General features: G+C 66.5%; 17 protein-coding genes. 14 read left to right on the forward strand and 3 right to left on the reverse strand.

The features are described from left to right. Positions 1-85: 85 nt before the first annotated feature. Entirely contained in the window at positions 86-1,087 is a 1,002-nt protein-coding gene (locus DOM41_RS09825) for a phosphotransferase enzyme family protein (protein ID WP_110686694.1), read from the reverse strand. Positions 1,088-1,213: 126 nt separating this feature from the next. After that, entirely contained in the window at positions 1,214-2,659 is a 1,446-nt protein-coding gene (gene eat / locus DOM41_RS09830) for an ethanolamine permease (protein ID WP_110686695.1), read from the reverse strand. Between the two features lie 387 nt (positions 2,660-3,046). On the opposite strand from eat, the gene DOM41_RS09835 reads away from it, so the two are divergent. Continuing rightward, positions 3,047-4,357 (forward strand): aspartate aminotransferase family protein, encoded by a 1,311-nt coding sequence (locus DOM41_RS09835; RefSeq protein ID WP_110686696.1) that lies wholly within the window; start codon positions 3,047-3,049, stop codon positions 4,355-4,357. A gap of 84 nt (positions 4,358-4,441) precedes the next feature. On the opposite strand, the gene DOM41_RS09840 is transcribed toward DOM41_RS09835, so the two are convergent. Beyond that, entirely contained in the window at positions 4,442-5,227 is a 786-nt protein-coding gene (locus DOM41_RS09840) for a FadR/GntR family transcriptional regulator (protein ID WP_110686697.1), read from the reverse strand. Between the two features lie 214 nt (positions 5,228-5,441). Here DOM41_RS09840 and DOM41_RS09845 point away from each other — a divergent pair, with 214 nt between their 5' ends. The 13 genes from DOM41_RS09845 (at position 5,442) to DOM41_RS09905 (ending at position 18,008) form a co-directional block, all read left to right on the forward strand. Beyond that, positions 5,442-6,182 (forward strand): SDR family oxidoreductase, encoded by a 741-nt coding sequence (locus DOM41_RS09845; RefSeq protein ID WP_110686698.1) that lies wholly within the window; start codon positions 5,442-5,444, stop codon positions 6,180-6,182. Positions 6,183-6,251: 69 nt separating this feature from the next. Then, positions 6,252-7,094 (forward strand): ureidoglycolate lyase, encoded by an 843-nt coding sequence (locus DOM41_RS09850; protein ID WP_110686699.1) that lies wholly within the window; start codon positions 6,252-6,254, stop codon positions 7,092-7,094. A 49-nt stretch (positions 7,095-7,143) separates the two neighbouring features. Beyond that, positions 7,144-8,049 carry an amidohydrolase family protein gene (locus DOM41_RS09855; RefSeq protein WP_110686700.1) on the forward strand — a complete coding sequence of 302 codons (906 nt, stop codon included), beginning with the start codon at positions 7,144-7,146 and terminating at the stop codon, positions 8,047-8,049. Further along, positions 8,046-8,825: an SDR family oxidoreductase gene (locus tag DOM41_RS09860; protein ID WP_110686701.1), complete on the forward strand. Its 780-nt coding sequence runs from the start codon at positions 8,046-8,048 to the stop codon at positions 8,823-8,825. Before DOM41_RS09855 ends, DOM41_RS09860 begins: the two co-directional genes overlap by 4 nt. A gap of 17 nt (positions 8,826-8,842) precedes the next feature. After that, entirely contained in the window at positions 8,843-9,181 is a 339-nt protein-coding gene (locus DOM41_RS09865) for an L-rhamnose mutarotase (protein WP_110686702.1), read from the forward strand. Further along, positions 9,139-10,155, forward strand: a complete 1,017-nt coding sequence (locus DOM41_RS09870; protein WP_223160971.1) for an ABC transporter permease — start codon at positions 9,139-9,141, stop codon at positions 10,153-10,155. Before DOM41_RS09865 ends, DOM41_RS09870 begins: the two co-directional genes overlap by 43 nt. A 10-nt stretch (positions 10,156-10,165) precedes the next feature. Next, positions 10,166-10,924, forward strand: coding sequence for an ATP-binding cassette domain-containing protein (locus tag DOM41_RS09875; protein WP_110686703.1), 759 nt, complete (start codon positions 10,166-10,168; stop codon positions 10,922-10,924). A gap of 84 nt (positions 10,925-11,008) precedes the next feature. Continuing rightward, the gene (locus DOM41_RS09880) at positions 11,009-12,046 is read left to right on the forward strand and encodes an ABC transporter substrate-binding protein (protein WP_110686704.1); all 1,038 of its coding nucleotides are present in this window, start codon (positions 11,009-11,011) and stop codon (positions 12,044-12,046) included. 146 nt (positions 12,047-12,192) lie between these two features. Beyond that, entirely contained in the window at positions 12,193-13,239 is a 1,047-nt protein-coding gene (locus DOM41_RS09885; protein WP_110686705.1) for a zinc-binding alcohol dehydrogenase family protein, read from the forward strand. Continuing rightward, a complete protein-coding gene (locus tag DOM41_RS09890; protein WP_110686706.1) occupies positions 13,236-14,912 on the forward strand; it encodes a UxaA family hydrolase in 1,677 nt (558 codons plus the stop codon). Before DOM41_RS09885 ends, DOM41_RS09890 begins: the two co-directional genes overlap by 4 nt. Positions 14,913-14,968: 56 nt before the next feature. Continuing rightward, a complete protein-coding gene (locus DOM41_RS09895; protein ID WP_110686707.1) occupies positions 14,969-16,165 on the forward strand; it encodes a mannitol dehydrogenase family protein in 1,197 nt (398 codons plus the stop codon). A gap of 166 nt (positions 16,166-16,331) precedes the next feature. Then, a complete protein-coding gene (locus tag DOM41_RS09900; RefSeq protein ID WP_110686708.1) occupies positions 16,332-17,333 on the forward strand; it encodes a C4-dicarboxylate TRAP transporter substrate-binding protein in 1,002 nt (333 codons plus the stop codon). A gap of 156 nt (positions 17,334-17,489) precedes the next feature. Next, positions 17,490-18,008, forward strand: a complete 519-nt coding sequence (locus DOM41_RS09905) for a TRAP transporter small permease (RefSeq protein ID WP_110686709.1) — start codon at positions 17,490-17,492, stop codon at positions 18,006-18,008. Positions 18,009-18,010: the final 2 nt, after the last annotated feature.

Here is an 18,010-nt window from a genome sequence, read left to right on the forward strand (position 1 = left end):
CTAACGAAGCCTCTTGCGGGTGCCAATGAAGCCTCTTGCGGGTGCCAACGGCGTCCCTCGGGACCCACCGGCGCCCGTTGGGTTGTCAGGCGCCCAGCGGAAGCGCTCCGTCGAGATACCGTCGCACCAGTCTGACCGACTCATCCGCCCAGTGGGGGCCGAGTTCGCGGGTCTGCTCGGTATCGGCGTGGGAACCGGTCCATGCCAGCAGCTGGATTCGCCGCTGCGCGATCAGTGCCGGGATGACATCGCGGTCGGCGGCGGAGAGCGGCGCCACCTCGGCGTAGCCCGCCAGCCAGCACTCCAGCCACACCGGGGCCTGCGGATGGTGCTCTTCGAAGCTGAGCGCCGCGGCGAGATCATGCATGTACCAGCCGAAGCCACAGTCGTCGAAGTCGATGACCCGAGTGGACCCACCGTCGAGCAGCAGATTGGTCAGCCGCAGGTCGGCATGGATCAGCCCGAAACGCGCCGGATCCTGCCCGTAGCCGTCCAGGGTCGCGGCAATCCGCTCGATCGCCGCCTCGATGACGGGCCAATCCTCCCGTCGAAGATTGGGCGCGTCGCGCCAGTCGCCCCAATGGCCGTCCGCGCCCACCATGGTCTGGTGATTCCAGACGATGCGCCGGAACCCGGCCGGTGGCTCCCAGCGGCGGCTGTGGTGATGCAACGCAGCGGTGATGCGGCCCAGCTCGCGAAAGGCCTCAGGGTCGACGGCGTTGGTCGGCATCTCGCCGGGAATCCAGTGAAACATCACCGCGTGACGCTGCTCGCCACCGGGCTCGGTCAGTGTCTGCACCCGTTCACCGTCGAGGGTTTCCACCGGCACGGGCACGGCGATGCCTGACTCGCGCAGTGACGCCAGCCAGGCGAGTTCGCCCTCGATCGTTTCGCGGTCGTGGTAATTACCGCGATGCAGCCGCAGGGCGTATTGCTCGCTGCCACTCTCCACGACATACGTCGCGTTTTCCGACTGACACAGCAGCCGCACGTCGCCGCGAAGCGGTGCATCGAATCGTTCTAACGCCTGGCGGGCCAGGTTCAGCAAAGTGTCTTGCGCAAGCGTCTCGGCCTGAGGGGAAGCCATGTCGGTACTCTCTTCGTCGCGTTATCGTTGTCTTTCGCTGCCCTTTCGCCGGTCAGCGTCTTTCTTGGGAGATCGCGGGCGCCCACCCCTTGCTGGTGGAAGGTAGAGGCGCGCCGCGAGGGTTTCTCAGCCGAGTTCCTTCTCGGCCCGGGCGATGGCGTCGAACTCCTCCTCCGGCGCCTGGGCGACCAGTCGACGTCGGCTGTAAAGCCCGAAATACGCCAGGGCGACGGCGAAGAAGACGGCGGACCAGAGCGCGGCCTGCAGGCTGACCACGAAGGTGGAGAGAAAGGCGATGGCGGCAAGCCCGAAAGCGACCCCGGAGGTCAGCGCCCCGCCCGGGGTGCGGTACGGACGCGCGAGCGATGGCTCTCGGCGGCGCAGCAGCAGGTGCGAGAGCGTCATCATCATGTAGGAGAGCGTGGCGCCGAACACCGCCATGGTAATCATCAGATCGCCGGCACCGCTGAGCGAGAGCAGAAAGCCGATGACCCCGGGGACGATAAGCGCCAGAAACGGCACCCGTCGTCCGTTGGTGATCGACAGCGCGCGTGGCAGATAACCGGCCCGCGACAGCGCGAAGACCTGGCGCGAATAGGCGAAGACGATAGAGAAGAACGACGCGATGAGTCCGGCAAGTCCGACCACGTTGACGAACCCGGCTGCCAGCGAACTCTCCCCGTAAACGCTCTGCAACGCACCGACCAGTGGCGCCGGATGCTCGCCCATGGCCGCCGCTCCGGCCCCCCCCGGCGCCAGCAGCAGCACGCTGGCGGCAAACACCAGCAGCACCGCCATCGCGCAGATGATGCCGCGGGGCATGTCACGGCCCGGGTCGCGGGCCTCTTCCGCCGCCAGTGGCACGCCCTCGACGGCCAGGAATAGCCAGATCGCAAAAGGCAGCGCCGCCCAGATTCCCATCACCCCCTGGGGCAAAAAGCTCGAGGCGCCGAGCCGCGTCTCGTTGACGGCCACGTCGAACAGATTGGCGGTGGAGAAGTGCGGCAGCATTCCCAGGGTGAAAACCACGATGGCCAGCACCGCGAGCGCGGTAATCACCAGCAGGATCTTCAAGGCTTCGCCCGCCCCCCAGAGATGCAGTCCGACGAACAGCAGGTAGCAGCCGGCATAGACCAGCGGGCCATCGATCCCCATCAGTTCGCTGAGATAGCCACCAATGAAGATCGCGATGGCGGCAGGCGCGATTGCATACTCGAGCAGAATCGCGGTTCCGGTGATGTAGCCACCCCAGGGGCCCATGGCTCGGCGGGCAAAACTGTATCCGCCCCCCGCGGTGGGCAGTGACGAGGAGAGTTCGGCGATGGAGAGCACCATCGCCGTGTACATGGTCCCCATGAGCAGCGTGGCGATGAGCATGCCACCGAACCCGCCCACGGCCAGCCCGAGATTCCAGCCGGCGAAGTCGCCGGAGATGACAAAGGAGACGCCTAGCGAGGCCAGTAGGAACCAGCCGGCCGCCCCCTGTTTGAGTTGACGGCGTTCGAGATAGTCGGCGTCGACCGACTGATAGCCGACCGTGCCATTGGCACTGGAGGTATCGACGTTGGACATGTTGGCCTCGGAGTTTGTTGTTGTCGGAGTTTGTTGTTGTCGGAGTTTGTTGTTGCCGGAGGTGGCTATTGCCGGCGATCGCTGCTGTTATCGATCGCTGTTGCCGCTGTCTGCGTTCATCGGCCTCTGTTGCTCGCCGTCATGCAACGGCGTCTTCCAGATTAGGCACCGCGGCCACGCACTGTCTTGACGCTAGCGAGCGCCCCGCTGCCCCGTAGGGTCAAGTCGCCGCGGCCGCCAGCAGGCACCATGAGATGAGTCGTGCAACGTGTTCCGCGCGACGTCGCAAGACGCGTCGCGGAATGCGCTTTTTGATGTCGACTGTCGAGACGACGTCATCGAACCGGCGTCAAGATCGAGGATGCCAACCGTGGAGGGAGTACCCGCATGCTGAAGACCAATGCCTTCGATGCCAGCGCCGGTGACGCGCTGAGCGCGGAAAAGCGCGACATGATCGAGCGCCGCCGGCGCCTGCTGGGTCCGGCGTATCAGCTCTTCTACAAGGACCCGCTGCATCTGGTACGTGGTGAGGGCGTGTGGGTCTTCGACGCCGAGGGAAACCGCTATCTGGATGTCTATAACAACGTGCCATCGGTGGGACACTGTCACCCGCACGTGCTGGACGCGCTGACGCGCCAGGCCGGCGAGCTCAACACCCACACCCGCTATCTGCACGACAACGTGCTCGACTTCGCCGAGAAGCTGATCGATACCATGCCGGACGCCCTGAGCCAGGTGATGTTCACCTGCACCGGCAGCGAGGCCAACGATCTGGCACTGCGGATCACCGAGGATTACACCGGCGGCACCGGCGTCATCGTTACCGACTACAGCTACCACGGCATGACCAAATCCATCGCCGCCCTGTCGGCGTCGATGGGCCCCTACGTCAAGCTTGCCGGCGACGCCCGCGCCGTACCCGCGCCGGTTCATGACCCCGCCAATCCGGCCGCGGTGGGCCAGCGTTTCGCCGCCGACGTCCGCGCCGCGATCGCCGACATGCAGCGCCACGGCATCAAGCCGGCAGCGCTGCTCATCGACACCTTCTTCACCAGCGACGGTGGCTTTTTCGATCCGCCCGGCTTTCTCCAGGAAGCGGTCGAAGCGATCCGTGAAGCCGGCGGGCTCTACATTGCCGATGAGGTCCAGCCCGGCTATGGCCGCAGCGGCGAGCACATGTGGGGTTTCCAGCGTCACGGGCTGGTGCCGGATCTGGTGACACTGGGCAAACCGATGGGCAACGGCCATCCGATGGCGGCGACCGTGGTCAAACCCCACATCCTCGAACGCTTCGGCAACGAGTCGAGCTATTTCAATACGTTTGGGGGAAATACCGTCTCGGCGGCGGTGGGGCTCGCGGTGCTGGAGGTGATCGAGCAGGAGAATCTGCTGCCCTCGATTCAGCAGGCCGGCCGGGTCATCGTCGACGGCATCGGCGCGCTCGCGCCGCGATTCCCCGCCATCGGCAGCGTCAGAGGGGTCGGGCTCTATGCCAGCGTCGAGTTCGTCACACCCAACGGCGAGCCGGACCCCGAGATGGCGCTCGCGGTGGTCAACGGCCTCCGCGACGAGGGCATCCTGATCGGCGCCTCCGGCCCGCACTCGAACATTCTCAAGATTCGCCCGCCGCTGGTCTTCAAGGCGGAACACAGCCAGATGCTGGTCGAGGGCATCGAACGGGTCCTGTCACGGTTGTAAACCGGGCCGAGGCGCCATGTCGGCGGGAGCCGGCAGACGGTGGGCCGACGTCTGCCCCGCCGCCGCGGAACGACGATCGGCGGATCAGGCGCGACGCGCGCTATCCTCGCTACCGTCGACTTCGAAAAACACCCGCAGCACGTGATCCAGATGGACCTCCATGGCGCGTCTCGCTGCCTCCGGGTCGCGGCGCTCGATCGCCTCGAGAATCAAGGCGTGATCGCGCTGCGACTCGCAAGGCATGTCAGTCGCCATGAACAGCTCCTGCAGGCGTCGAAACATCATGCCGTACTGATGGCCGAGCAGATGCTTGAGGGTCATGGCGTAGGCGGCATTCCCGGAAGCCTCGGCGATACGAATATGCAGTAGCCGGTCACCGGCCTGATTGCGCCCGCCGTAGCGGTTGTCCTCGACGTTGCGGGCGTAAGCGTCGCGCATGGCGGCGAGCTCCTCGTCGCTGGCATTGAGTGCGGCCAGCGCCGCCGTTTCCGGCTCGAGATAGCGGCGCGCCTGAAGTAGCGAGAAAGGCGGAATCTCCTGATCCAGATCGAGCTCGATCTCGCTATCGAACTCCGGATCGAGCGCCCACGGCTCCTTGCGCCGCGCCTCGCTCATCACCGAGCTCGCCACCGTTTCGTCGCGTTCCAGCACCAGCACGCCGTGCCCCACCCGAACCTCGACCTGCCCCACCACTTCGAGCGCGATCAGCGCCTCGCGAACCGACGCACGGCTCACCCCGAGCTGCTGGGCGAGATCCCGCTCGGCGGGCAGCAGCGTCCCCGGGGGGAACTCGCCCTCGCGAATCAGTACCAGCAGTTGATCGGCGATCTGACGATAGAGCCGCTGGGCGCGAATGGTCTGAATCGGCATCTATCGATCTCCTGGAACGGGCGCTGGATTAGACATAGGTCGAAAAAAACGGCGAATTATCGGGCTTTCACCAGGCTATTAGACGTTTGGCGGTTTGCGGGCGTCACCACCGCGGGATAAAACTCGGCTCAAAGGTCAGGCCTTTAGACATTAGAACCAACTCCGGGCCTCACCGCAAAATTTCGTTTCGTCATCGCCCTCGGGAGCCACCGCCATGCGCCTCGCCCACAAGACCGCTCTGATCACTGCCGCCGGCCAGGGGATCGGTCGTGCCACCGCCGAGCGGTTTCTGAGCGAGGGAGCGCGCGTCATCGCCACCGACATCGACGCCGCCAAGCTGGAGGGGCTCCCCGGGGCCGAGTGCCACGTGCTGGATGTGACCGACCCCGCGGCGGTCACGGCGCTGATCGGGTCGCTGCCCGCCCTGAACGTGCTGTTCAACTGCGCCGGCACCGTTCCCGCCGGTTCGATCCTGGAGTGCGATGACGATCAGTGGGCGTTTGCCCAGCGGCTCAACGTCGACTCCATGTTCTATACCCTGCGTGCTGCCCTCCCCGCGATGCTCGACAACGGCGGCGGCAGCATCATCAACATGGCCTCGCTCGCCTCCAGCGTGAAGGGCGTCCCCAACCGCTTTGCCTACGGCACCACCAAGGCCGCGGTCATCGGCTTGACGAAGTCTGTCGCCGCCGACTTCATGACCCGCGGCATTCGCTGCAATGCGATCTGCCCCGGCACCGTCGAATCGCCGTCGCTCCATGAACGCATCGCCGACCAGGCCCGCCGCGAGAACCGCAGCGTCGAGGCCGTGTTCGACGCCTTCATCGCCCGCCAGCCAATGGGGCGACTCGGCAAGGCCGAGGAGATCGCGGCGCTGGTGACTCACCTGGCAAGTGACGACGCCGCCTTCATTACGGGCACAATCCAGATGATCGACGGTGGCTGGTCCAACTAGGGAGGCATCGCCCTCTGGCAAAGCCCATCGCCGAGTCACTCACCCCTATTTCCCCCTAAAGGAGTCTTCATGAAACTGCTGCGCCACGGCCCCAAGGGCCAGGAAAAACCCGGCATCGTCGACGCCGACGGCGTCATCCGCGACCTCTCGGGCGAGATCGACGATATCGCCGGCGACACGCTGTCGGATTCGGGTCTCTCGATGCTTGCCAGGCTCGATCTGGCCAGCCTGCCGGAAGTCGCTGCCGACACACGTCTCGGCCCCTGTGTCGGCCGCGTCGGCAAGTTCATCTGCATCGGCCTGAACTACTCCGATCACGCCGCCGAAACCGGCTCGGAAGTGCCTTCGGAGCCGGTCATCTTCAACAAGTGGACCAGCGCCATCTGTGGGCCCAATGACGACGTGGAGATCCCCCGGGGCTCGGAGAAGACCGACTGGGAAGTAGAGCTCGGCGTGGTCATCGGCACCGGCGGGCGCTACATCGACGAAGCCGACGCGCTCGACCACGTCGCCGGTTACTGCGTGATCAACGATGTCTCCGAGCGCGAATTCCAGCTCGAGCGCTGTGGCAGCTGGGACAAGGGCAAGGGGTGCGACACCTTCGGCCCGCTCGGGCCCTGGCTGGTCACTCGCGACGAGGTCAGCGACCCGCAGAATCTCGACATGTGGCTCGAGGTCGACGGCAAGCGCTACCAGAACGGCTCGACGCAGACGATGGTCTACGGCGTCGCGCATCTGGTCGCCTATCTCAGCCGCTTCATGAGCCTGCAGCCGGGCGACGTCATCTCCACCGGCACGCCGCCGGGCGTAGGCATGGGTCAGACCCCCAAGGTGTTCCTCAAGGCCGGGCAGGTCATGCGTCTGGGCATCGAAGGGCTCGGCGAACAGCAGCAGCGCTGCATCGACAGCTGAGACCGCCGGCGCCCGTCGCGCCGGTCCATCGTTCACGGAGGTCAACGCCATGCGTATCGATGCCCACCAGCATTTCTGGCGCTATCAGGCGAGCGACTTTGCGTGGATCGATGATGCGATGGGCGAGCTGCAACGGGATTTCCTGCCCGAGGATCTGGCCGTCAACCGGCGCGCCTGCGGTATCGCTGCCTCGGTCGCGGTGCAGGCGCGGCCGGTCCCGGCGGAGACCGACTTCCTGCTCGACCTGGCCGAGCACGATCCGTCGATCGTCGGCGTCGTCGGCTGGGTGGATCTGGAGGCGGACGATCTCGACGCCCAGTCGAGCCGCTGGCACGCCTCGCGACTCTGCGGCTTTCGTCATCTGATTCAAGACGAAGCCGATCCCGGCGACTATCTGCGCCGTGCGGGCGTCCAGCGCGGCGTTCGCCAGCTCCAGCGCGCCGGTTGGTGCTACGACGTGCTGGTCACCGCGGCCCATCTGACGGCGACCTACGACTTCTGCCGCGCCTGCGATGATCACACCCTGATCCTCGATCACCTGGGCAAGCCCGAGGTGCGCGGCCATCTCGATGCTGACCGCAGCGCGGCCTTCACCGCCTGGCGGGGAGAGTTCACTCGGCTGGGCGAACTGCCCCACCTCGTCTGCAAGCTCTCCGGGCTGATCACAGAGGCCGACTGGCAGCGGTGGCGCCCCGAGGATCTCTGGCCCTATCTCGACGTGGCGCTGGCGACCTTCGGCGAGCAGCGCCTGCTCTTCGGCTCCGACTGGCCCGTGTGCCTCGTCGCCGGCGACTACCGCGACGTCTTCGCCCTGATCGATGACTGGGCCAGCGCCCGCGGCCTCGACCGGGACGCCCTGTTCGGCGGTAACGCTCAGCGCTGGTACGGCCTGACACCGCCCGCTTTGCCTCTCGACACTTACGCCGATTCTCGCCACCAGGAGCGCCGTTCATGAATCTGGAGCTGGCCGACAAGGTCGTCATCGTCACCGGCGGCGCCTCGGGCATCGGCGCGGCGATCACCGAAGGTCTCGTCGCCGAGGGGGCCATCGTCGTCATCGTGGCCCGCGACACGCCACCGGCAGCCTGGCTAAACGGGGTGGGCTGCGATGCCCGCGTCGATTTCATCGCCACCGAGCTGACCGACGACGACGCCTGCCGCCAAGCCGTCGCGCAAACCGTCGCCCGCCACGGGCGAATCGACGGGCTGGTCAACAACGCCGGGGTCAATGACCGCGTGGGGCTGGAGGCCGGGGCCGCGGCGTTTCAGACCTCGCTCGATCGCAACCTGCTCCATTACTACGCCATGGCGCACCACAGCCTGCCGCATCTGCGCGAAAGCCGTGGCGCCATCGTCAACGTCGCCTCGAAGACCGCGCTCACCGGCCAGGGCGGCACCAGCGGCTACAGCGCTGCCAAGGGCGCTCAGCTGGCGCTGACTCGGGAGTGGGCGGTGAGCCTCGCGGCCGACGGCATTCGGGTCAACGCCATCGTCCCGGCCGAGGTGATGACGCCGCTCTATCGCCGCTGGATCGACAGCTTCGAGGATAGCGATGCCCGGCTGGCGTCGATCGAGGCCGCCATCCCGCTCGGCCAGCGCATGACCGAACCGCGGGAGATCGCTGACAGCGCGCTGTTTCTGCTCTCGCCCAGAGCATCACACACCACCGGGCAGTGGCTGTGCGTCGACGGTGGCTACGTCCATCTCGACCGCGCCATGACGGCGCCCTGATCGCGGAGAGCGACGCCATGCGCTACTGCCTGACGCTGGATCTGGTCGACGACGACGCGCTGATCACCGAGTACGAACAGCGCCACCGGGAGGTGTGGCCGGAGGTCGAGTCGCATCTACGCCACTGCGGCGTCGAGCGGCTGGAGATTTTTCGATTGGGCTCGAGGCTGGTCATGGTCATGGAGACCGACGATGACCGATTCAGCTTCGACGCCATGGCCGCCGCCGAGCGTGACAACCCGGTGGTGCAACGGTGGGAAGCGGCAATGTGGCGCTATCAGCGCCCGACGCCCTGGACGGAGGAGAACAACAAATGGCAAGCCATGACGCCAATCTATCGCCTGGACGCGTCTTGAAGGCGCCGGCCGCCACCCGCACGCGCCCCATGCGCAAGTGGGGGTTGCCCGTCGAGACGCTGGTACTGGGTCTTACCCTGCTGCTGTGGATCGTCATGGCACTGACGACCTCGACCTTTCTGACCACCAACAATCTGGTCAACATCCTGCGTCAGGTGTCGATCGACAGCATCATCGCCTTCGGCGTCCTGTTTCCGATCCTGATCCGCGGTATCGATCTCTCCGTGGGCTCGGTGGTCGCCCTCTCCGGCGTGGTCTGCGCCAGCCTGTTGACCGCGGGCGTCCCCATCCCGCTGGCGATCGCGCTGACGCTGGTGCTGGGCGTGGCGATCGGCTCGCTCAACGCCTTCTCCGTGTACCGGCTGGGGATTCCGGCGTTCATCATCACCCTTGCCGGGCTGCAGGCGTTTCGCGGCGGCGCCTTTCTGGTCAGCGACGGCACCAGCGTCTTTGGCCTGCCCCGGGCGCTCTCCACCTTTGCCCGCGCCGAGTGGCTCGGCATTCCCTCGCTGTTCTGGAGCATGCTGGTCATCGGCCTGGTGCTGCACTTCATCCTCAGCCGCACGCGCACCGGGCGCTACATGGTCGCCATGGGCAGCAACCACGAGTCCGCCCGCCGCGCCGGCATCAACATCAAGCGCATCGTCTTCTTCGCCTACATCGTCAGCTCCGTCACCGCCTGCATCGCCGGCATGCTGCTGATGGCACGCATGAGCATCGGCTCGCCCACCGCCGGCGTCGCCTACGAGCTCAACGCCATCGCCGCTGCCGTGGTCGGCGGCGCCAGTCTCTTCGGCGGCCGCGGCAGCGTGCTCGGCACCTTCATCGGCGCGCTGCTGTTCGCCACCATCGCCAACGCGGCAAACCTGCTGGGCATCGATTCATTCTGGCAGATGGTCGCCACCGGCGTGCTCATCGCCACCGTCGTCTACGTCGACAATCTGCATAAGCGACGCCAGAGCGGCGTGAAATAGGAGACCGACCATGTCACTACTCGAAGTCAAAGATCTCAAGAAGCGCTTCGGTGCCGTGGAAGTGCTCTGCGGGGTCGATCTCACCCTCGAGGCCGGCGAGGTCCTCGCAGTGGTGGGTGACAACGGCGCCGGCAAGTCGACGCTGATCAAGCACATCTCCGGGGTGTATCGACGCGACGGCGGCGAGATCACCCTTGGCGACGAGGCCGTCGATTTCGACTCTCCCAAGGAGGCGCGTCGCGCCGGTATCGAGACGGTCTATCAGGATCTGGCGCTGGCCGACGAGCTCTCCGTGGGCGCGAATATCTTTCTGGGACGCGAGCCGGTCCGCCGCTGGCTCGGCCTGCTGCCGGTGATCGACCGGGCGCGCATCCAGCAGGAGACCCAGCGCCTGATCGACAGCATCGAGAGTCACATCCCGGACGGCGCGACCACGGTCGCCGGGCTCTCCGGCGGCCAGCGGCAGGCCGTCGCGATCGCTCGCGCCCTCTACTGGGACGCCAAGGTGGTGATCCTCGACGAGCCCACCGCGGCCCTGGCAGTCATGGAGCGCGAGAACGTCATCAAGCTCTCGCGAATGCTGGCGGCCAAGGGCGTCGGCGTCATCTACATCGGCCACAACCTGGTCGAGATACTCGAGGTCGCCGACCGCATCGCCGTGATGTACCGCGGCCGCATCGTCCATGTCACTCGATCCGAGGAGACGACACAGGAGGAGTTGATCAAGTACATGACCGGCTACAGCGAACGCCGGGAGACCGCCGCCTGAGCGCGGCATCGGTGCGCACGCGCCGCTTGAAGGGCAGCAGGACCGCAGGACCCAAAAACCACCACAAGATTGCGGAGAACGCTCATGCCACGCCACACGCCACGCTCACGCCAACTCGCCCCGCTCGCGCTGGGCGTCGCGCTCGCCGGGCTTTGCACCAGCCCGCTCGCCAGCGCGCAGAACAGCGAGATCACCATTCCGGTGGTGATCAAGGCCACTACGGCCTCCTACTGGCAGGCAGTCTTCGACGGTGCCCATCAGGCCGCTGACCGCCTGGGCATCCAGATCGAGGAGCTGGGGCCGGCCAACGAAACCGAGGTCGCGCGTCAGATTTCGATCATGGAGAACCTGATCAGCCGCCAACCGTCAGCGATCGTTCTCGCCCCGGTCTCCACCGATGCCATGGCCGGCCCCGTTGAGAGCGCCACCGAGGCGGGCATTCCGGTGGTAATCATCGACTCCGGTGTCGCCACCGATCGTTACGCTTCGCTGATCGCCACCGACAACTTCGCCGCCGGCCAGCGCGCCGGGCATGCGCTGGCCGAGTGCATGGAGCGAACCGGCGGTGAGCCGGCGGGCCAGGTGGCCTATCTACGGACCAATCCCAATGGCGAGTCACTGGTCTCCCGTGACAACGGCTTCCTCGATGCGATCGGCGAGTATCCGGAGATCGAGGTCGTCGACAATCGGGTGGCCAACAACGATACCGCGAAGGCGATGAACGACACTCTCGACCTGCTCAATCGCTACCCCGATCTCAAGGGCATCTTTGCCGACAACCAGCTGATGGGCGACGGTGCCGGCACCGCTTTCGCCGAGCAGGGCGCCGAGGATGTCTGTCTGGTGGCGTTCGACTCCAGCGAGCTGGAGGTCGACTTCCTGCGCCAGGGCACCATCGACGCACTGGTCGTTCAGGATCCCTACATGATGGGCTACTCCGGCGTCTGGTTCGCCTACGCCGCTTCCCAGGGCGTGTCGCTGCCACGCAGTGTCGACACCGGCGTTCACGTCGCGACGACCGAGAGCGTCGACGAACCGGACTTTACCGGCCTGCTCGATCCCAGCCAACGCAAACTGACGCCCTATCTGGCGCCGACCGCGAGCGCGGCGGCAGCGGAGTAGTCCCTACCGCGGGGTACGCCTTTCGAGGTCTCCCCCGCCTTACGAGCTTCACGCCCGGTACGTCGTGACGTCACCGGGCCAACCGTCAACTCATTGGTCCGACCATTGCTCCTTTAAATCCTCGGTCGGTGCGGGAGGAGGGTGTTATGCAAGTCGTCGTCTGTTCTCAGCCCGGCGAGATGCGCGTGACCGAGCGGCCGGTGCCGGCCTGCGCCGCCCATGAAGCAAGAGTCGCGATTCAGCGCATCGGGATCTGCGGCACCGACATTCACGCCTTCGGCGGCAATCAGCCCTACTTCAGCTACCCCCGGGTGCTGGGTCACGAGCTGAGTGGCGAGGTTGTCGCCGTTGGCGAGGACGTCGACGCCGGCCTGCTCGGCCAGGCCGTGTATGTCATCCCCTATCTGCACTGCGGCGAGTGCCGCAGCTGCCGCCAGGGGCGCACCAACTGCTGTCAGCACCTGGAGGTGATCGGCGTCCATCGCGACGGCGGCATGGCCGACAGCCTGAACGTCCCGGCGTCGCATCTGGTGCCGGTGCCCGGGCTCTCGGCGGAGGCGCTGGCGCTGGTGGAGTGCCAGGCGATCGGAGCCCACGCAGTGCGCCGCGGCCAGGTCGAGCAGCATGATTTCGTGGTGGTGGTCGGCGCCGGTCCCATCGGCATCGGCGTTCTGCAGGTCGCCCGGAGCCGGGGGGCACGGGTAGCGATGGTCGACACCAACCGCGAGCGTCTCGCCCTGTGCCGCGATGCTCTCGGTGCGGAAGCGGTGTGGCACGCGACCGATGATGACGTCGTCGCCGAGATCGAAGCGATGAACGACGGCGCCCTCGCCGACGTGGTCTTCGACGCGACCGGCAACCCGGCCGCCATGAATCGCGGCTTCGACTTCGCCGGTCACGGCGGGCGCTACGTGCTGGTCAGCGTGGTCAAGGCCGACATCCGCTTCAGCGATCCGGACTTCCACCGCAAAGAGCTCACCCTGATGGGGAGCCGCAACGCCACCCGGGAGGATTTCGACACGGTGACGCGGCTGATGGGGAGCGGCGATATCCAGACCGCCCCGCTGATCACACACCGCGGAAAGCTCGACGAACTGCCGGCGCTGATGCCCGGCTGGTGCGATCCCGCGAGCGGCGTGGTCAAGGCGATGGTCACCCTCGACGACACCGCTGCCGGAGGCGCGCCAGCATGAGCGATATCGACAGGCCAGTGATCGGCAGCGACGCCCCGGCGCGGACGTGCCTGCGCATTCATCCGCGAGACAACGTCGGCGTGGCGCTGACCGACCTGCCCGCCGGGCGCCAAGTCACGCTGGACGACGAGTGCCTGCAGCTGGCCGACAACGTCCGCGCCAAGCACAAGTTCGCATTGAGCGCGCTCGCCCCGGGCGACATCGTCACCATGTACGGCGTGGTCGTCGGCAAGGCGACCCGACCGATTGCGGCCGGCGGCGTCATCACCACCGAGAACCTTGCCCATGCCACCGGCGACGAGCAGGCCGTACCCGGCTCCCGGGGCTGGACGGCACCGGACGTTTCACGTTTTACCGACGCGAGCTTCGCAGGCTTCCATCGTCCCGACGGCCGTGTCGGGACGACCAACGTCTGGCTGGTGATCCCGCTGGTGTTCTGCGAGAACCGAAATATCGAGGTGCTGCGCCAGTGCGTCGCCGACGCGCTGGGCGATGACCCCTATCGGGACTACAAGCGCATGGCGCGACGGATGCTGGACGACACCCCGGATGACGTATCGGTGCCGGACACGGGCGCTGACGCCATCGCCGCCAGCGCGCCGGGGCGCTTCCCCAACGTCGACGGCGTGCGCTTTCTCACTCACACCCTGGGCTGCGGCGGCACCGACGACGACGCCCAGGCACTGTGTCAGCTGCTCGCGGGCTACATCTGCCACCCCAACGTCGCCGGGGCCACGGTACTCAGCCTGGGCTGTCAGAAGGCGCAAATCGGCATGCTCAAGGCCGCAGTAGCCGAGCGCGACCCCGGGGCGTTGAAGACGGTGGACTACTTCGATCAGCAGTCATCGTCGGGCGAGGACGCGCTGATCCGCGACGCCCTGCGCTCGATCTTTGACGGTCTGGCCGCGGCGAACAGGGTGACCCGCCAGCCGGCGCCGCTGTCGAAGCTCACCCTCGGCGTCGAGTGCGGCGGCTCCGACGGCTTCTCCGGCATCTCCGCCAATCCACTGGTGGGGGCCGTGGTCGACCGGCTGGTGGCGCTCGGCGGCAGCGGCATTCTGAGCGAGTTTCCCGAGCTCTGCGGCGTCGAGCACGAGCTGATCGCTCGCTGCGTCGATGTCCCCACGGCCGAGCGCTTCCGCCAGCTCATCGAGGCCTACCAGCGTCACGCCGCCGCCGTGGGGGCGGACTTCGCCATGAACCCGTCCCCGGGCAACATCCGCGACGGCCTGATCACCGATGCCATGAAGTCCGCCGGGGCAGCCAAGAAAGGCGGCGATAGCCCGGTGGTCGACGTGCTCGACTACACCGAGCCGCATCGCCGCGCCGGGCTCAGCCTGCTCTGCTCGCCGGGCAATGACGTCGAGTCCACCACCGCGCTGGCAGGATCCGGTGCCAATCTGATCGTCTTCACCACCGGACTCGGCACGCCCACCGGCAACCCGGTCGCACCGGTGCTCAAGATCGCCAGCAACAGCGAAATGGCCGAACGCATGCGCGACATCATCGATTTCGACGCCGGGCCCATCGTGCGCGGCGAGCGCGATATCGGGGAGCTCGCCGACGCACTGCTCACGCTCTGTATCGAGGTCGCCTCCGGCCGCCACCTATCCCACGCCCAGCGCCTCTCTCAGCACGATTTCATCCCCTGGAAGCGCGGCGTCTCGTTATGAGGTGCGACGCGATGAAGGGCGACGCGATGAAGGGCGACGTTATAAGGAGCGATGCCATGACGACCGATCTCGCCACTTTCCCGCCGGACGCGACGATCGTCCAGTTCGGCACCGGGCGCTTTCTGCTCGCCCACGTCGACGCGATGGTGTCGGATTCGCTCGCTCGCGGGGCGAGCGAGGCGCGCATTCTGGTGGTGCAGACCTCCCCCCGCGAGGAGGGCAAACACAAGGCGCGCGCGCTCGCGAGGGCGCGCCGCTATCCGGTTCGCATTCGGGGCCGCCGCGACGGCGAGATCGTCGACCGCGAGGAGATCGTCGACAGCGTTGCCGACTGCGCGATCGCCGAGGAAGCGTGGCCGGCCATTACCCGCCATGTCGTCGAGCACGCTCGGATCATCGTCTCCAATACCGCCGACAGCGGCTACGAGATCGGCGCCGACTCGAGCCTGAACCCGCTACCGACGAGCTACCCCGGCAAGCTGACGCAGCTTCTGCGCGCCCGCTTCGATGCGGGCGGCGAGGGGCTGACGATTCTCCCCTGCGAGCTGATCGATCGGAACGCCGACACGCTCAAGTCACTGGTCATCGAGATGACACGCCGCGATGCCACTGCCGCCGGTGGCCAGGTTCCTGATGACGCCATCTGCGAAGCGGACTCGAGCGGTGATACCGAGGCCTTCGTTCAGTGGCTGACGAGCGCCTGCGTGTGGGCCAACACGCTGGTGGATCGCATCGTCTCTGCCCCGCTGGAGCCACTGGGTGCCATCGCCGAGCCGTACGCCCTGTGGGCGATCCAGCGCGAGCCGGGCATGGCGATTCCCTGCGAGCACCCGGACGTCGAAGTCGTCGATGACCTGACACCGCAGGCGCTGTTGAAACTCCATGTACTCAATCTCGCTCACACCTTTCTTGTCGACCAGTGGCGCCGCGCCGGAGAGCCGGGAACCTTCGTCCGCGACGCCATGGAAAACGAGACGCTCGTGGTCGCCCTCCGTGAGGTGCTGGCGTCTGAGGCACTACCCGCGCTTGCCACCCGGCTGCCGATCGCCACGCTCGAGACGTACCGCGACGTGACGCTCGAGCGCTTCGCCAACCCCTATCTCGACCACCGTCTCGCTGACATCGCCCAGAACCACGCCACCAAGCTCGAACGCCGGATCAAGCCGGTCATCGAGATGGCCGAGGCAGCGGGGCTACCGACACCGCAACTGACCCAGGCCATGCGCGACGATGCCTCGCGGGCGACCGGCTGATGCCGTCGGTCGCGCGCAACGATTCCAACAACAACAGGCGGGGATTCGGTATGCCCCCGCTGTCGCCGACACCGCAGCCAAGCGGTCAGCGGTCAGCGGTCAGCGGCACGACCTTACCCGTCCGATAACGATGACCAAGAACCCGACCCCATCCAGGGAGCACGCCATGACACCGTTCAACAGCACCCGATTGACCGCGACGCTTGCCGGATTCAGCACGCTCGTCGCTCTCTCCCTCGTCCCACTGACGGCAGCCGCCGCCACCGAGATTCGCGTTGCCTACGGCAACCAGCCCGGCGAGCCGGTCGATGTCGCCGTCAAGGCGTGGGCAGAACGCGTCGCCGAGGAGAGCGACGGTGAACTCACCCTCGCTGCCTTCCCGGCCAGCCAGCTCGGGGGAGAAACCGAGGTGATGGAGCAGGCACGCTTCGGCTCGCCGCTGATCACCATTACCGCCTACTCCAACTTCATGAGCTCGGTGCCGGATCTCGCGGTACTCGACGCGCCCTATCTCGCCAAGGATTTCGACAGCAAGCTCAAGATCTTCGATTCCGACTGGTTCGCCGAGCAGGAGCAGAAGGTCGAGGCCGCGGGCTATCACATCGTCATTCCCAACACGGTCTACGGCGTGCGCCACTTGCTCTCGCGCAACGCCGTCTCCACGCCGGAGGATCTCGCCGGGGTGAAGGTTCGGGTCCAGAACTCGCCGATGTACGTCGCCGCCATCGAGGCGATGGGTGCCGTGCCCACGCCGATGTCACTGGGGGACGTCTATCCGGCCCTCGCCCAGGGGCTGGTCGACGGTGTCGAGAATCCGCTGCCGGTGCTCTACGGCGGCAAGTTCTACGAGGTGGTCAAGACGCTCAATCTGACCGGACACATGCACACCGTCGCGCCCTTCGTCACGGGCCAGGCGTTCTGGGAGCAACTCTCGCCGGAGGAGCAGCAGATCCTCACCGAGACCGGTGAAGAGATGGCGACCAACCTGCGCGGTCTGGTCGAACAGCAGACCGCCAAATCGTTGCAGGCGCTGACCAACGCCGGTGTCGAGACCCACGAACTGGATACCACCGCCTTCAGCGAGCGCGCCGCCGAAGAGATCCCCGCCGCCTTCCCGCAGTGGAGCGATGGTCTCTACGAGCGCATCCGTCAGATCATGGAGGAGTGATCCCCCGCGCTGACCCAGCGCCTCGAGCGGTTGCGTGATGACCGTTCCGAGGCGCTCCCGACTCACCCACTCGCGCCGGCCGTGACAGCGTCTCTACAGGCGGTCGCGAGCCGTCAATCGCGACGCGCTGTCGAAGCGTCGCCGGGAGAATACCTCATGCCTGCGTTTTTTCGGGCGCTCGACAGGGTCATGCGGCTCGACGAGGTCGTTGCCAGCCTGACCCTATTCGGGCTCTTTGTGGTGGCCATTGCCAATGTCTTCATGCGCTATCTGTTTGCCGCGCCGCTGGCGTGGAGCGAAGAGGTGCTCCAGTTACTGCTCGTCTGGACGAGCTTTCTCGGCGCCAGCGCGCTGGTTCGGCGTAACGAGCACGTGCTGATCGGCCTGCTCAACGACAGGCTCCCCGCCGGACTGGCGCGCTGGAACGTGCGGGTGTTCAACGTCGGGATCGTCGCCGTGTGCGCCTCGGCGATGCTGTTCTGGGGTCTGGAGCTGCTGCCGTTCTCGCGCTTTCGCGCCACGCCCATGCTGCAGATCCCCTATTACTGGGTCCATATCGCGATTCCGATCAGCGCGGCCCTGATGCTCTATCACGCGGTGGTGCGGCTGATGACCGATAACCGCCACACGACCTCTCCCGTCCCGGCCGCCAGCGCCGGTGAGCGCAAGGAGTAACG

The organism is Salinicola aestuarinus, from assembly GCF_003206645.1.
Lineage (GTDB): Bacteria > Pseudomonadota > Gammaproteobacteria > Pseudomonadales > Halomonadaceae > Salinicola > Salinicola aestuarinus.

Excerpts from the sequence above, each read along its gene's own strand:
- DOM41_RS09825 (WP_110686694.1), bottom strand. The coding sequence starts at position 1,087 with ATGGCTTCCCCTCAGGCCGAGACGCTTGCGCAAGACACTTTGCTGAAC.
- eat (WP_110686695.1), bottom strand. The coding sequence starts at position 2,659 with ATGTCCAACGTCGATACCTCCAGTGCCAATGGCACGGTCGGCTATCAG.
- DOM41_RS09835 (WP_110686696.1), top strand. The coding sequence starts at position 3,047 with ATGCTGAAGACCAATGCCTTCGATGCCAGCGCCGGTGACGCGCTGAGC.
- DOM41_RS09840 (WP_110686697.1), bottom strand. The coding sequence starts at position 5,227 with ATGCCGATTCAGACCATTCGCGCCCAGCGGCTCTATCGTCAGATCGCC.
- DOM41_RS09845 (WP_110686698.1), top strand. The coding sequence starts at position 5,442 with ATGCGCCTCGCCCACAAGACCGCTCTGATCACTGCCGCCGGCCAGGGG.
- DOM41_RS09850 (WP_110686699.1), top strand. The coding sequence starts at position 6,252 with ATGAAACTGCTGCGCCACGGCCCCAAGGGCCAGGAAAAACCCGGCATC.
- DOM41_RS09855 (WP_110686700.1), top strand. The coding sequence starts at position 7,144 with ATGCGTATCGATGCCCACCAGCATTTCTGGCGCTATCAGGCGAGCGAC.
- DOM41_RS09860 (WP_110686701.1), top strand. The coding sequence starts at position 8,046 with ATGAATCTGGAGCTGGCCGACAAGGTCGTCATCGTCACCGGCGGCGCC.
- DOM41_RS09865 (WP_110686702.1), top strand. The coding sequence starts at position 8,843 with ATGCGCTACTGCCTGACGCTGGATCTGGTCGACGACGACGCGCTGATC.
- DOM41_RS09870 (WP_223160971.1), top strand. The coding sequence starts at position 9,139 with ATGGCAAGCCATGACGCCAATCTATCGCCTGGACGCGTCTTGAAGGCG.
- DOM41_RS09875 (WP_110686703.1), top strand. The coding sequence starts at position 10,166 with ATGTCACTACTCGAAGTCAAAGATCTCAAGAAGCGCTTCGGTGCCGTG.
- DOM41_RS09880 (WP_110686704.1), top strand. The coding sequence starts at position 11,009 with ATGCCACGCCACACGCCACGCTCACGCCAACTCGCCCCGCTCGCGCTG.
- DOM41_RS09885 (WP_110686705.1), top strand. The coding sequence starts at position 12,193 with ATGCAAGTCGTCGTCTGTTCTCAGCCCGGCGAGATGCGCGTGACCGAG.
- DOM41_RS09890 (WP_110686706.1), top strand. The coding sequence starts at position 13,236 with ATGAGCGATATCGACAGGCCAGTGATCGGCAGCGACGCCCCGGCGCGG.
- DOM41_RS09895 (WP_110686707.1), top strand. The coding sequence starts at position 14,969 with ATGACGACCGATCTCGCCACTTTCCCGCCGGACGCGACGATCGTCCAG.
- DOM41_RS09900 (WP_110686708.1), top strand. The coding sequence starts at position 16,332 with ATGACACCGTTCAACAGCACCCGATTGACCGCGACGCTTGCCGGATTC.
- DOM41_RS09905 (WP_110686709.1), top strand. The coding sequence starts at position 17,490 with ATGCCTGCGTTTTTTCGGGCGCTCGACAGGGTCATGCGGCTCGACGAG.